This is a genomic window from Paenibacillus sp. sg306046 (assembly GCF_059821225.1).
The window spans coordinates 1-15,083 of the sequence record NZ_JCAMRT010000006.1; the positions used below are offsets into that span (position 1 = coordinate 1).

The window sequence follows — 15,083 nt, forward strand, 5'->3', positions numbered from 1 at the left end:
TCGAACAACGTAAATTGTACGAACTCATTGTATCACGTATAGGGAGGAGGAAATCAAGAGAAAGTTAGTAACGTAACTAAATCAATATAGTCACAATTCATAAGTGGACAAATTCATGGCACAGATTTATGACACGGATGGAGCGACAGAGAGATAGAATGACAGCACATACAATCTAAGGGGCGTGTATGGTGTAATGAAAATGACCGTGGCTAAAAAATTGTACAGTGGTTTTTTTGCAGTCTTAGTATTGCTGGTAATTGTGGGCGGAGTTAGCTATTATCAGATGAGCCGGCTTGATGATTCCTATACCTTGCTGATTGATGATCGCGCGGCCAAGGTTACCTTGATCCAGGAGCTGGTGCTGGCCGTGCGTGAAGAACAGATTATGGCACGCAATTTCTTGATGTCGGGCAATGAGAAGTACATAGCGTCTCTGCAAACGGGCCGAAATAGCTATGCTTCGATCAGCGCTCAATTGGGCGGCATGGTGACCTCGGGCGCTAACAAAAATGCGATCGCTGAGTTGAACAGGCTGGAGGCGCTGTACCGGCAGCTTACAGATCAGGCGATTCAAAGCAAACGGCAAAACGATGTGGACGCTGCGGTCGATATTATGGAAAATAAGGCATCAGATACTATTAGTGGCATAAATAAAATCGGAGCGGAAATGATCGAGTACCAAAAAAATGAGCTGAATACTCAAAGCGTCGCGAACACGGCCAAGGTTGAGGCTACTCTGCAAATGCTGCTGCTGGTGAGCTTGTTTGCGGTTGTGGCTGGCGCGGGGATTGCGTTCATCATCAGCAGACAAATTTCCCGGCCGATTATCGAGGTATCCCGTGCAGCCGAGCGTATTGCTCGAGGTGACTTGACATTCGAGCCGCTAGCCGTTCGCAATCGCGACGAGATTGGCGATATGGCGGAGTCCTTCAATAAGATGTCGGATAATCTGGTTCAGATTATTCGTTCGGTTTTGAATTCGGCAGCAAGTCTGTCGGCGGCTGCTCAGGAAATATCGGCTAGCACTGAAGAAATTGCCAGCGGCAGCAACAGTCAGGCCAGCTCGGCGCAAACGATCAACGAGCTGTTCCGCGAGCTGTCTACGGCAATTACATCAGTTGCTCGCGGGGCGGAGCAGGCGTCTGAGCTGACCGGGCATACGATGGGGCTGGCTGAGGACGGAAGCAAGGTGCTGCACTCCTCGATTGAAGGGATGCAGATCATTAGCCGCCAGATGTCCAAGCTGGAGGAGGATTCCAATAAAATCGGCGATATTATTGAAGTGATTGACGATATTGCCGACCAGACGAACCTGCTTGCGTTGAATGCAGCCATTGAGGCCGCCCGAGCGGGCGATCAGGGCCGTGGCTTTGCCGTCGTTGCCGATGAGGTGCGCAAGCTGGCTGAGCGCAGCATCGACGCGACCAAGCAAATTACGCTTATTATTAAGGGGATGCAGCAAAATACGGTACAGAGCATCGCGGCTGTAAATGAAGGCGTTATCTACTCCGAAAAAACAGGCGAAGCGTTTGAGCGTATTTTCTCTCTGGTGAGCGATTCGGCAAACAAGGTGTCGGAAATCGCGGCGGCGAGTCAAGAGCAGGCTGCCCAAACGTCTGAAGTCAGGTATTCTATTGAAAGTATATCCGCTGCTACCGAGCAGGCGGCCGCCGCGAGCCAGGAGACGGCGTCGGCCGCTCAATCGCTTGCGCTCCTCGCCGAGGAGCTGAACACCTCCGTCGAAATTTTCAAACTCAGATAAAGGGGCGGACGCGATGGCTGCGGCTGGACGTGAACAGTATATTGAAATCGGCATCGGGTCGGAGCGCTACGCCTTCAAAATCGAGGATGTCCATGAAATTATAAGCATGCAAGCCGTCACGGAGCTGCCGGGAGCCGTGCATGGTATACGCGGAGTCGTGAACGTCAGAGGACGCTTGATTCATGTCATGAGCCTGCGTGCGCGCTTCGGCTTGCCGGAGCAGGCGTATACGAAAGCGACACGGATTGTCATTGTGATCATGAACGGAGAACTAATCGGTCTGATTGTAGATTGCGTCTATCAGGTCACCTCGTTCAGCCAAATTCAGGCCTCCCCCTTCCAAACCGAGGAGGAGGAAGCTGCGTTGTTTTCCGGCATCGGACAACATGATGGAGGACTTGTTTGTATCCTAAGGCTGTCGGCGCTTCTTTACGGTATATCATGATTAAAATCAATTTTTCTTGGCAGGAGGCGGCGGACTCGTGGTAAACTAGCGGTATGAAATGGAAGAGGGGACAAACATGCGAACCAACAAAGCATGGCCGCATATTCCGGTCGGCGAGTATCTTGCGTTGTTCAGCGGCTACCTGAAGCCGCAGCGCAGCCGGATGCTGCTGCTGTCGGCGCTGCTGTTCGGAGGAATCGGACTTCAGCTGGTCAACCCGCAAATTATCCGCTATTTTATTGACACCGCGCAATCGCTGCAAAGTGGAACGCCGCTCATCTGGGCGGCTGTTCTGTTTATTGGCGTCTCGTTCATTCAGCAGCTCGTTGCTGTAGGCGCTTCCTACATCGGGGCGAATGTCGGGTGGCTGGCTACCAATCAGCTGCGGGGCGATGTGGCCGCCCATTGTCTGAAGCTGGATATGGCGTTTCACAAAACGCAAACATCGGGTTCGATTATCGAACGGGTGGACGGGGACATTAACAATTTATCCAACTTTTTTTCCCAGTTTGCCATTATGCTGGTCAGCAATTTGCTGCTGGTTGTCGGGATGCTGGTGCTGTTGTTTCGAGAGGGATGGATGATCGGCGGCGGGATGCTGATTTTTGTCATCTTTGCGCTGCTGGCGATCCGTTATGTCCGCCGCTTCGCGGTCCCTCATTGGGGCAAGTCAAGAGAGATCAGCGCGAAGTTTTACGGATTTCTGGGCGAGCATCTCGAAGGAACCGAAGATACGCGGGCAAGCGGAGCGACAGGCTTCGTTATGCACCGTTATTTCATGCTGATGCGGGAGTGGCTGCCGGTCAGAATCCGCGCTTTTTACGGCTGGGCATCCATGTGGATTACGACGATTGTCGTCTTTACAATCGGCAATGCCGTTGCCTTCGCTGTCAGTTATTACCTGTGGAAGCAGGGTTCGATTTCACTCGGGACGGTGTACATGATTGTTTACTACACCGAGCTGATGGCCAAGCCAATCGAGCAAATTCGCACGCAGATGGAGGATTTGCAGAAGGCGGATGCAAGTATCGGGCGGGTGCGCGAGCTGCTGCAGACGAAATCGGCGATTCGCGACGGCGAAGGCTCTCCGCTGCCGGCCGGTCCGCTGTCTGTTGCCTTCGAGCATGTTACCTTCGCCTATGAAGAAGGGGAGACGGCAACGCTTGCGGATGTAGATTTTCGGCTGCAGCCGGGTCAGGTGCTTGGGCTGCTGGGACGAACCGGCAGCGGCAAAACGACGCTGGCGCGGCTGCTGCTGCGGTTCTATGATCCGGCCGAAGGCCGGGTGCTGCTTAGCGGCGTGGACGCCCGCCGGCCGCAGCTGCGCGAGCTGCGCAGCCGGGTCGGGATGGTCACCCAGACGGTCGAGCTGTTTCAGGGGACGATTCGCGATAACCTGACCTTTTTCGACGAAACCGTGGCCGATGAGCAAATTATCGGGGTATTGCAGGCGCTTGGCTTGCGAGACTGGCTTGCGTCTTTGCCCGACGGGCTGGATACGAAGCTGGACTCCGGGGGTGGAGGCTTGTCGGCCGGTGAAGCCCAGCTGCTGTCGTTTGCCCGTGTGTTTCTGACGGACCCCGGACTTGTCATCCTGGATGAGGCTTCCTCCCGGCTTGACCCTGTCACCGAGCAGCGGATCGAGCAGGCGATGAACCGGCTGTTGCAGGGACGCACCTGCATCATCATTGCCCATCGTCTGGCGACGATTGAACGGGCGGACCGGATTCTCGTGCTGGAGCAGGGCCGTGTGGTCGAGGACGGGGAACGCGCGAAGCTTGCGGCAGACCCGCATTCACGTTATAGCCAGATGCTGCAGGTCGGGATGGAGGAGATGCTCGCATGACGACTTTCCGCTTTCTATGGGGGCTGGTCAGCTACCGCAAGGTGCTGTATCTGCTGAATGCGCTGGCCTGGTCGCTCGTCTACCTCGCGCCAATTGTGCCGGGGCTGCTGACGAAGCAGTTTTTCGACGAGTTGTCAGGACACGCGGCTTATACGCTGGGACTTGGCTCGATTTTACTGCTGCTGCTGATGGCGGCGCTGGCCCGCGTCTGCTTTATTTTGTTCGGATTTACGACGGACGTGCAGTTCCGTTTCCGGATCAGCGCCTTGTTGCGGCGCAATTTGCTTCGGCATGTGCTGGAGGAGCCAGGCGCGCGAGCCATTCCAGTTTCGCCGGGTGAAGCAATCAGCTCCTTCCGTGATGATGTGGATCAGGTGGAGGAAAGCGTCAGCTGGTCCGTGGATGTGCTGGGATTGCTGGTGTTTGCGGGTGTCTCCTGCTGGCTGCTGATGCAAATTAATGCCCAGATGACGCTGTGGGTGTTTCTGCCGTTAATTCTGGTGGTGTCAGCTGCTCAGCTGTCGACTGCGCTGCTGCAAAAATACCGGGCAGCCAGCCGGGAGGCCACGAGTCAGGTCACCGGGGCGATCAGCGAGATGTTTGGCACGGTGCAGTCGATCCAGGTCGCGGGGGCTGAAGAGCGAATGATTCGCCGCTTCCGGCGGCTGAGCGATCAGCGTCGGCAGGCGATGCTGAAGGATACGCTGCTGACGACGACGCTTGATTCGGTTTTTTCGAACGCTGTCAATTTCGGTACCGGGCTGATCCTGCTGCTGGCGGCGGATGCGATGCGGACGGGAAGCTTCACGGTCGGGGATTTTGCGTTGTTTGTGTATTATCTCAGCTTTGTCACCCAGTTTATTCAAAATTTCGGAAAATTTATCACGTACTACAAAGTGAGCGCTGTGGCGAAAAACCGCCTGTTGTCGCTGCTGCAGGGCGCTGATCCGGAGCTGCTGACCGGGCATCATCCGCTTTATTTGCGTGGTTCGCTGCCCGGACCTGATCGGCTTCGCCCGGCGGCCGACCGTCAAGTGCAGTCTGATGCGCTCGAACGGCTGGAGCTGGACATGCTAACCTACCGTTATCCGGAAACCGGCCGTGGCATTGACGGGGTGAGCCTTCGTCTGGAGCGAGGCTCCTTCACGGTGGTGACGGGACGAATTGGCTCCGGCAAAACGACTCTGCTCCGTACCGTGCTTGGCCTGCTGCCCAAGCAAGCCGGCCAAATTCGCTGGAACGGGGAGGTTGTCGCCGACCCCGGCGCACACTTTATCCCGCCGTATAGCGCCTACACGCCGCAAATTCCCCGGCTGTACAGCGATACGCTGCGCAACAATATTTTGCTGGGGCTGGATGCGGATGAAGCGCAGCTGGCGCGAGCGCTTCGCTCCGCCGTGCTGGAGGACGATGTGAAACGGCTGCCGGACGGACTCGGCACGGTAATCGGCCCGCGCGGCGTCAAGTTATCCGGCGGCCAGGCGCAGCGCTCGGCGGCCGCCCGGATGTTTGTGCGCGAATCCGAGCTGCTTGTGTTCGACGACTTGTCCAGCGCGCTCGATGTCGATACGGAAAGCAAGCTATGGGATCGGCTGGCCGAGCTGCGGCCGGGGACGACCTGTCTGGTCGTGTCCCATCGCAAGGCGGCTTTGGCGCGCGCAGACCGGATTATTGTGCTCGACGAAGGACGAATTGCCGCCGAAGGGACGCTCGATGAGCTGCTGGCAACCAGCGACGAGCTGCGGAGCATCTGGCACGGCTCGGAGGCTGCGGAGACGGAGAAGTGATGGAATACCGGATCATTTCCCGGGAAAAGTTCTCGATTTAGAGGCTGGAAGGTTGCCTGGAGTCGGAGCAACGCGCGAGAATTGAGATTAGATTGTGGCGACCGTGGAACAGTCAGAACCTCCTTCTGATTCGGCACCTGTTTGTAAGAAGCATCGCTTGCTGACTATGAGGAATACAGCTGATAGATGGATGAAGGCCAGCCGATGGGATCGGTTGGCCTGTTTAGGTTAGGCATGCAGGTTTGTATCGCATGGTTGCGTTATGTTGAAACAGCTTACTTCTCACTCAACAAAAAACAGAATTAGTTGCACAATAAACCAAAATCAGACACAAATTAATGAATAATCGACAAATAAAGACAGGATATCTTAAGGAAAATTGTCGTAATTCATGGTATATTTTAGCTGATTAAAGCAAAGAGAGGATTGAAATGATGAAAGAGATTAGCGTTTTTGCTTGCAGGGCCTTCGCGTGCTTCATGGCTATTTTACTGTATGCCTCGCCATTGGCGGCGGCATCCACTGAAGGTCCAACTGGGAGTCAAAGAAATCATGCTTATGAGTATGATGCATCGAACAGACTTGTGCAGCAGCACAGCTATGCTGGAGGCGTACATAACTGGTTGGATTATGTGTATGACAGCAACGGCAACCTGGCAAGAAAAGCTTCCAAATCACGAGCAATCAACGTTCTTGCCAACGGAAGCTTTGAGTCAGGCTTACAGGGCTGGGGAATCAGCAATGCCGTCAATGGAACCGCAGTAGTGGATACAAGTAAAGCTATGAATGGCCGTCAGTCCTTGAAGGTATCCGTATCCAGCGGCGGGGACCAGTACCAGTTCAATGGCTACAATTTCGGTCAATATATTGGCGGACGTCTTTTTACAATTTCCGGTTATGTGAAGACGGAAGGACTTGCAGGCGAAGGCGTCAGACTGATGACTTATTGGAGAACAGCGACGGGCGATTGGATTTGGACAAATAATGAACGTTCAGCTTCGATCTCGGGAACAACAGATTGGACGAAATTGACTGTGACCGGCGTAGCGCCTGCGCAGGCTCAACAGGTCGTGGTCATGGTCATCCCTGAGGATAAAAATGGCTCCGGTACGTATTGGCTGGATGCGTTGTCCATTGAGCAAAACCAGGGACCGGGAAATTTTTTAACTAATCCGGATTTTGAGATCGGACTGGCCGAGTGGTCGGTCAACCATGCCACGGGCGGAACGGCTGGCTTAGACAAGGAAACGGTATTTGAAGGAAAGCATGCATTGAAAATTACTAGAGCTGCGGGAGGGGATCAGTACCAGCATACCGGTTATAACTTTAACGAGCCCATCGGCGGCAAAACATTTGCGATGTCTGCCTACATTAAAACGGCAGCAGTTACGGGCCATGGCGTTTTTCTTAAAACCTATTGGCAAGATGCGGAAGGAAACTGGATTTGGGCCAACCAAGCGTCCTCAGCCGCAGTAACCGGAACCTCCGACTGGACCAAGGTGATCGTGACAAGTACAGCTCCTCCACTCGCTCAACGAGCTATTGTCATTGTGACACCGGACACAGCTTATGGACAAGGTACATATTGGCTCGATGCCGTTTCGATTTACGAAATTGAATAGCTGCAGCGCTTCTCATGAAATTTCAATAATTCCAGCTGAATAGAGAGGGACACGATGCATATTTTGAAATACTGCTCCAGCTTAATTGTATTGCTTTTGAGCGTAGGTTTGCTTTTTCCATTTTCAGCTGCGGCAAGCACTGATTATTTCTATGATCCCTCCAGCAAGCTGCGGTTTGTGAGAGGAGCAACCGATGTCACAGAATACCGGTATGATGCGAACGGGAACCTGGTCGAGAAAACGTCAGGAAATTTAATTGTCAATGGAGATTTCGAGCTTTATTCCGGACGAAACGGCCTCGCCGATGCTTGGGTCAACTGGGAATCCGAAAACGCGTCGGCCAAGTATGAGATTGAATCACTAAGTGTAATGTCAGGCAAGCGCTCCCAGAAAATGTCCAGCAGCAGCTTGAACGGAGGAACGATTGCATTATTCCATGATCTGGATGTGCAGCCCAACAAGCGCTATCAATTGTCAGGAAAAATTTACGTGCCTTACTTGAATCAGGCAAGGACTATTTTTGCCATTGCCTTTTATAATGCGTCAGGAAATGTAGTCAAGTGGGATGCGGGAGGGCATCAAGAACAACCTTCGCTATCTTATTTATCCAAATCTGTAGAAGGTATTGTTCCTGCTGACGCTGCCCGGGCCAGGGTTCATATTTATTTACAAAGCACAGGGAGCGGCGGCAGCGGTACGCTTTACGCGGACAACATGCAGTTTGTCTATACAACCGAGCCGAATCTGATTACAAATGGGGATTTCGAGCGCAGTACCCGTGGCACAGGGCTTGCGGACGGCTGGGCGAGTTGGGAAACCTCCGGCGTTGTTGCCAGCTACGACACGGATAGCCCAGACGCCGCTTCCGGCAAACATGTCCAGCGAATGAGCAGCACGCAGCTGGGTCAGGGCACAGCAGCTTTGCTGCACGATCTATTCGTGGAGCCGGGCAGGCCGTATCGGCTTACCGGACAAGTTTACGCTCCGATCTTGGTTCAGGCGAAAACGATGTTTAGTATCGGCTTCTACGACTCATCCGGCCAGGTGGTAGGCTGGGATTCAGGCGGTTTGCAGGAACAGCCATCGCCAACCTTTTTATCCAGAGAGCTTCGAGGCACCGTTCCGGCAGGAGCGAGCTGGGCGAGAGTCCATATTTATTTGCAAGGCAAAGCGCCTGGAAGCTCGGGAACTCTTTATGTGGATCAGATGCGGTTTGCTTACGAAACGGAATCCAACCTGCTTTCCAACAGCAGCTTCGAGCAAAATAAACGGCGAGGCGGCGTAGCGGATGGCTGGAAGACGTGGGAGTCGGATGGAGTTGCAGCTGACTATAAAGCCGAATCTCTGATGGCTGCTTCCGGAAATTACGCTCAGCATCTATCAAGTCAGCAGCTGCTTAACGGAAGCGCAGCGGTTATGCAGGATATTTTGGTCGAGGCCAACAAGCCTTATCGGTTAAGTGGTCAAGTGTATGCTGCCGAGCTGCAGCAAGCAAAAACTTGGTTAGTCGCGGCGTTTTACAATTCGGCGGGACAAGTTGTTGCCTGGCATTCGGGCGCCGTGCAGGATAAAGCCTCGTCATGGTTTCTATCCAAGGAGCTTCGGGGTACGGTACCTGCCGATGCAACGTGGGCCAGAATTCATATTTTTCTGGTAGGCGATGCAGCCAACAGTTCAGGAAAAATTTACATGGATGAAATGCGGTTTGCCTATACAGCGGAATCGAATCTGTTGACGAACGAAGGGTTTGAGCGCGATACAGGCAGCAATGGCGTAGCGGATGGCTGGAGAAATTGGGAAAGCGAAGGCTCGGCAGCAAGCTATGCCATTGAAAAAAATGCGGTGAAGGCAGGCAAGCAGGCCCAGAAAACTGTAAGCCAGCAGCTTGCTGCAACGAAATCCGTAGCTTTGCTGCATGATGTTGTCATCGAACCGGGACGGGCGTATCGGTTAACGGGGCAAATTTACGCCGCACAATTAGTTGGCGCCAAAACAGCATTTTCCATCGGATTTTACGATGCGGCAGGCAATCTGACAGGCTGGCATACCGGTGCGGAGCAAGCCTCAAGCTCGACAGGATATATAGCGAAGGAGCTAACCGGTACAGTTCCGGCGAATTCCGCCTGGGCCAGAGTCCATGTATTTTTGATTGGAACTGGTAGTACGGGTTCGGGAGTTGTGTACGCAGATGAGATGAAATTTGTGTATACGCCGTAGTAGAGCATTAACGACTAAATCTAATGAAATGCGGGAGGTCTCATGAAGAAGAGTGTCTTACTTGTTTTTCTTTCTTGCTTGCTTATGATGTCTAGCGTTACCCCGGCACTTGGTTACGACAAGGGCGTGGCTGAGGTTGTTGAAGCTGTAGACAAAATGGATATACAAACGACGATAAAAACTGCGGAACCGGTTCTGACATTAAGCTTGTTAAGCCACGAATTTGGCATTGAAGAGACAGAGCTTGCTGAGGCTTTGAACGAAGGCTACTCGATCTTTCAATTGCAGCAGGCACTTGAAAAGCAAGCAAGTGACGGCACATCGTATAAAGAACATTTATTGCAAATGGACCCCGCCGTTCAGGAGCAGCAGGATGAGCTTAGTGATAGTATTCGGCTTACCGAAAAGTATCAATATGACCCTCAAAAAAAGCTGGATGTACCGACAATTGAAGAGTTACTGGGTGCTACAGTGACGGATAGTGTCTACAGTCCTGCGGTTACCGATTCTATTTACACCTCTACAGTAGTAGGAAGTACGTATTCACGGCCAATGAGCGCAAGGGCCAGTCTGGCGTCGACTCGTCCAACTACGTATGATGAAACAGTGATTAAACGGTTGTCGGTGAAAACGGATCAAGCTCCGTTTTCGATTGCGAATGGCGGAGAGTCGATTTCGACCATGACGGGTGATTTAAGCATTCAGGCAACGGATATGACTTTGCCGGGAAGAAATGGTCTTTCATTTGGTCTAACCCGGAGATACGATAGCTCAAATTCTTATTATTATGACAAGGATGTAGATGTTGTTCCAGTCTATACCATGCAGTTCGGCGCTAAGTATTATGTAGATGTCCAACATCATTATTCAAGTTCAAGCGCTGGTTCTGTCGATAACATGGTGGATAAGTTTGAGTACAAGTACCACTACTCCGTAAGTCCCTTTATTCGAACCATCGGGGTTCCTGCTACAGATAAATACTGGCATAACCCGTGGCATAGAATCCTTTATTATGAAACCGTTCAAGGCGTGTTAGAAGAGCAACAAAAAAAACTGGAAACCGGCAACTTTAGAAAAAGAACACCGGGAGTTGACCAACCGTTTACGACATACTTCTTTGATATTCCGAAGGAAGGACAGCTGCATACGGGACTTGAACTGAAGGCGTTATTTTATCCTAAAGGAGAGGTTGTTTTACGAGGAGCTACATTAAACGGCCAAACGGTCCGAAATGCAGCCAGAAATACGTTAACATCACCTCTAGGCAAAGGCTGGTCATGGGATATTCCTTCGATTGAGAGCAAACGAGGCGTAAACTACTTGCGTATGCAAGGAGGGGCTTCCTATGAGGTCAGCTCTGACAATAAATTAATCGGATACCCGTGGAAAGATGTCACGCTTTCCTCGGATACAAGTAAAACCGTAGAAGGTCGGGCATCGTACAGAGTATTGACTTATCTCGACGGTACAAAGCAATACTTTACGAGTGACGGCAAGCTGATCCTGATCACGGATGCGTTTGGCAATCAAATTACGTTCCAATATACGTATCAAGATGGCTACGGGGATGTACTCACCAAAGTCACGGATGCATTGGGAAATCAGATAGCGATTACGTATTCGAGCACCGAGGTTGTCATAACAAAGGGCGAGCAGATTGTCCGTCTGGCCAAGCAGGCCGCTTCCGGTTCGAATAAGGAGCTGCTCATTTCCGCAACCGATCCATTAGATCGCAAGACTACGTATACGTATGAGACCAAGGGCGCTGCGTTTAATTTACTTCCGAACTACGATGAGCCGGAAAATAATTATTATGTGCTGTTGAAAAATGTGGAACATCCGACTAAAGCTAATACAGCGTACACATATGCTCAAAAATGGCGAACTATTGGTAAACAGGGGGAGTATGAAAGCTTCTATAGCGTCGAATCCAGAGCTGATGTAATTAACTATGCGAACGGAACGAGCGAAACAAAAAATTATGTGGCTTATAGCGGCGGGGATTCTAGTTATGGCGTAAGCACGACTTTTAATACAACTATGAATACGGATCTAACGCACACTACGTTTACGTATGAAAAACAATTTGTCGATGATAAGACACCATCCATGTATTATCAAACGAAAATAGTCCAATCAGCGGTTGGCACTACAGAGAGCAAGACGATTCAAAAGGTATATGACACCAAACGAAAGCTGCCTGTGCCGGATGAGACAACGGTGACTCATAGCAAGGGCTCCGTGAACTCAACTGCAGCTACCGCTAAGCAGAAGTACGATGACTACGGCAATATGATATCTGAAACGACGCCAGACGAGGTGACGACAACCTACACCTACGATGAACAGACCCATTTGTTGAAATCGGCATCAACACCTGTGGCTGAGGGTTTAACAGCTTATACAGAAATTGAACGATACCCGGGTAACAACAGCATCAAAAGTACAAAAGTAAGAGAAAATAGCGTCAGCGGAACCGTGATGGCAGAATCGGAATACGTGTATGATGCTCAGGGCAATCCAACTAAAGTAACGCTTAAAAATGATAACCGCAACACAGAAGTCAATTTTGAATACAGCTTGACCTACGGAGGAGGCTTTCCGACCAAACAGTCTGTTGTTGCAACTAATGCAGACGGCCAGCCGACAACAGTTACGCAGAAATATGAGTACAACAAGCTGACCGGTCAAATGACCAAGCTGATTGACGGCAATGATCACACAACCGAATATACTTACGATAAGTTAGGCAGGTTACTGACGGTCAAGCATCCGGATCAAAGCACTCATACGCTTCAATACAATGATACGGATAACACGATTACGGAGATTGACCCGACCGAGGTTAAGACGATAACAAAGTGGAATCCTCTTGGCATGAAGGTCCAAACGGGAATCGTTGGCAAGAGTGCGGTCAGCTACGATTATGATGCATACGGTCGGCTGAAGTGGATGAAAGATGGAGCAGAACATCAAACGACCTACCAATATGACAATTGGAGCCGCTTGATCCTAACCTCGCTGCCCGGAGGAGGGGACGCTTCAGTGAGCTACGATGACGTAACTCGAACCGTAGAGGAGACGGACCCTGAGAAGAATTCAAGCAAGCAATGGATGGATGTTATGGGAAGAGTGTTCAAAAAAGAAACATATTCCAACACAGATGTGCTAACGAGCTCGAGCCAAATGACTTACACGCTTGCAGGACAAGTCAAATCGGTAGATGAAAAAGCGAATCAGTCTGCGGATGGTGTCACAAAAACCCAGTATGCTTATGATGTCATGGGACGCGTAAAATCAGTAACGAACGGCATAGACGAAACAACATCGTACACCTACAATAAGGCTGGTCAGTTAACCGAAGTTGTTTATCCGGATGGGAATAAACTAGTCAAGCATTTTGATGAAATGGGCAGACTGCTTCGCCGAGTGGATCCAGCGGGACAGGTAGAACGATACGATTACGACAATAACAGCAATATGACAAAGAAGATAGATCGTAATGGACGTGCTACTAGTTATGTATACGACAACCGCAACTTTTTGGATACCGTGACCACGGGCGATGAAGTGATCTCCTATACGCAGGATGCAGCAGGGCGAAGACTGTCCATGGAGGATCAGACGGGATTGACTAGTTATGGCTACGACTCCGCAACAGGTTGGCTGGCTCAGGTAACTTTCCCGGATGAGAAAGAGCTGAAGTATGAATACAATGATCAAGGTAACCGGACAAAGATGACCGATCCGTTTGGAAAAGTAACGGAGTATCGCTACGATGATCGGAATCGTCTACAGCATGTGGGGACGAATTCGGCCCAATGGGATGCAACCTACGCTTACAAAAAAAATGGTCAGCTAGGCTCCCTTAGTCTGATTCAGGGACTGACAAGCAGCTGGAATTATGAGACACTAAAAACGACGCTTACCTATGTACAAACGGGAAAAGGGACCCTTCATCACTATCAATATTCGTATGATTTGCAGGGGAATCAAGAGGAACGGGTTGAGGACGGACTGACGAACAGCTTTGCTTATGACAAGCTGAGCCGAATTCAGACCTCCAGTGAGTATCAGGAAACTTATACGTATGACAATCGCGGCAATCGGCAAACGATCCAATCTTCAAAGCCATTCATGATGACGGACCAGAGCTACACGTACGACCAGAAGAATCGGTTAACTGCAGCAACTGCGAAATCGGGGAGCGAGGTATCCTATACGTATAATGGAGACGGTCTTCTGACCGAGCGAACGGAGCAGGGCGTGACCACGAGATATTACTATGATGGCGCGAATATCATAGCGGAAGGCCGTGTTAGCGCAGGCGTGGTTTCGCACAAGGCCAGCTACATTCGCGGTACCCAGCTCGTTGCACGGGTGGACAGCTCAGGCGCTAAATCCTACTATATGCATAATGGACACGGCGATGTGGTAGGTCTTGTGAGCGCAAGCGGCCAGGTCTTGAATACGTACACGTACGATATCTGGGGAAAACCGCAAACGGAGCAGGAGACAGTGGTGCAACCTTTCCGATACAGCGGCGAGTTCTGGGATAGCAGCACGGAACTGCAGTATTTGCGGGCGCGGTGGTATGATCCGGGCATGGGGCGGTTTATTAATGAGGATACGTATGAAGGGGATATTAAGAATCCGTTGAGTTTGAATCTTTATACGTATGTGAGTAATAATCCTTTGATATATACAGATCGTACTGGAAACTACCCAGTTTGCGATGGATGTAACGAGGACGAACAGGAGAAATTGAAACAAGACTACTTTGAAAGACGAAATAATCCAACGAATGTTAGTGAAAGTTTAATTAAATTTGTTGCTGACTATGAACAGTTTTATGCCAAGCCGTATGCTGGACAAGACAATAAAAATCTAACAATTGGATATGGTCACGTCATAAAAAAGGGAGAAAAATTTACCGAACTTACCGAAGCAGAAGCTCTTAAGCTGCTTCATAAAGATTTGCAATCACGTATAGATTCAGTAAGTAAATGGGCAAACAATCATAGTGTTCAACTAAATCAACAACAATTCGATGCACTGGTTAGTTTTGTTTTCAACGCTGGTGAAAAAGTTCTGCAACTGAATTACTCTGAAGTTGCAAAATTAATAGTGTCTGGAAAATATAGCAATGAGCAGTTAAAAGATGAGTTTATAGATTGGGCACATGTCACTACAAAGGAAGGAAGAATATATTCAGAAGGACTTTATAGGAGAAGATTGGATGAATGGGAAATTTTTGTTAATGGCGATTATTCAAGGGATTATCCGATTGTTCCCAAAAAATCTAAATAACTATAAATGAGCAAGGCAAGTGAGAAGAAGGGGTCCTGCAAAACAAAGTGAAGACGGAATCTCTTCGTCGGTGGTACAAGCCTCCGAACAG

Annotated in this window: 7 protein-coding genes; all 7 read left to right on the forward strand. The window is 50.5% G+C overall.

Annotated elements, in window-relative coordinates:
- The first annotated feature begins 202 nt into the window (after nucleotides 1-202).
- The 7 genes from AC6ROY_RS07590 (at nucleotide 203) to AC6ROY_RS07620 (ending at nucleotide 14,992) form a co-directional block, all read left to right on the forward strand.
- Nucleotides 203-1,765, forward strand: coding sequence for a methyl-accepting chemotaxis protein (locus AC6ROY_RS07590; RefSeq protein ID WP_500099874.1), 1,563 nt, complete (start codon nucleotides 203-205; stop codon nucleotides 1,763-1,765).
- Between the two features lie 13 nt (nucleotides 1,766-1,778).
- Nucleotides 1,779-2,210, forward strand: a complete 432-nt coding sequence (locus tag AC6ROY_RS07595; protein WP_500099601.1) for a chemotaxis protein CheW — start codon at nucleotides 1,779-1,781, stop codon at nucleotides 2,208-2,210.
- Nucleotides 2,211-2,286: 76 nt separating this feature from the next.
- A complete protein-coding gene (locus AC6ROY_RS07600) occupies nucleotides 2,287-4,056 on the forward strand; it encodes an ABC transporter ATP-binding protein (protein ID WP_500099603.1) in 1,770 nt (589 codons plus the stop codon).
- Entirely contained in the window at nucleotides 4,053-5,843 is a 1,791-nt protein-coding gene (locus tag AC6ROY_RS07605; RefSeq protein WP_500099604.1) for an ABC transporter ATP-binding protein, read from the forward strand. The genes AC6ROY_RS07600 and AC6ROY_RS07605 overlap by 4 nt, the downstream gene beginning before the upstream one ends.
- Before the next feature lie 431 nt (nucleotides 5,844-6,274).
- The gene (locus AC6ROY_RS07610) at nucleotides 6,275-7,465 is read left to right on the forward strand and encodes a carbohydrate binding domain-containing protein (protein WP_500099605.1); all 1,191 of its coding nucleotides are present in this window, start codon (nucleotides 6,275-6,277) and stop codon (nucleotides 7,463-7,465) included.
- Between the two features lie 54 nt (nucleotides 7,466-7,519).
- Nucleotides 7,520-9,682, forward strand: coding sequence for a carbohydrate binding domain-containing protein (locus tag AC6ROY_RS07615; RefSeq protein WP_500099606.1), 2,163 nt, complete (start codon nucleotides 7,520-7,522; stop codon nucleotides 9,680-9,682).
- Between the two features lie 42 nt (nucleotides 9,683-9,724).
- Nucleotides 9,725-14,992 carry a glycoside hydrolase family protein gene (locus tag AC6ROY_RS07620; protein WP_500099607.1) on the forward strand — a complete coding sequence of 1,756 codons (5,268 nt, stop codon included), beginning with the start codon at nucleotides 9,725-9,727 and terminating at the stop codon, nucleotides 14,990-14,992.
- Nucleotides 14,993-15,083: the final 91 nt, after the last annotated feature.

Excerpts from the sequence above, each read along its gene's own strand:
- AC6ROY_RS07590 (WP_500099874.1), top strand. The coding sequence starts at position 203 with ATGACCGTGGCTAAAAAATTGTACAGTGGTTTTTTTGCAGTCTTAGTA.
- AC6ROY_RS07595 (WP_500099601.1), top strand. The coding sequence starts at position 1,779 with ATGGCTGCGGCTGGACGTGAACAGTATATTGAAATCGGCATCGGGTCG.
- AC6ROY_RS07600 (WP_500099603.1), top strand. The coding sequence starts at position 2,287 with ATGCGAACCAACAAAGCATGGCCGCATATTCCGGTCGGCGAGTATCTT.
- AC6ROY_RS07605 (WP_500099604.1), top strand. The coding sequence starts at position 4,053 with ATGACGACTTTCCGCTTTCTATGGGGGCTGGTCAGCTACCGCAAGGTG.
- AC6ROY_RS07610 (WP_500099605.1), top strand. The coding sequence starts at position 6,275 with ATGATGAAAGAGATTAGCGTTTTTGCTTGCAGGGCCTTCGCGTGCTTC.
- AC6ROY_RS07615 (WP_500099606.1), top strand. The coding sequence starts at position 7,520 with ATGCATATTTTGAAATACTGCTCCAGCTTAATTGTATTGCTTTTGAGC.
- AC6ROY_RS07620 (WP_500099607.1), top strand. The coding sequence starts at position 9,725 with ATGAAGAAGAGTGTCTTACTTGTTTTTCTTTCTTGCTTGCTTATGATG.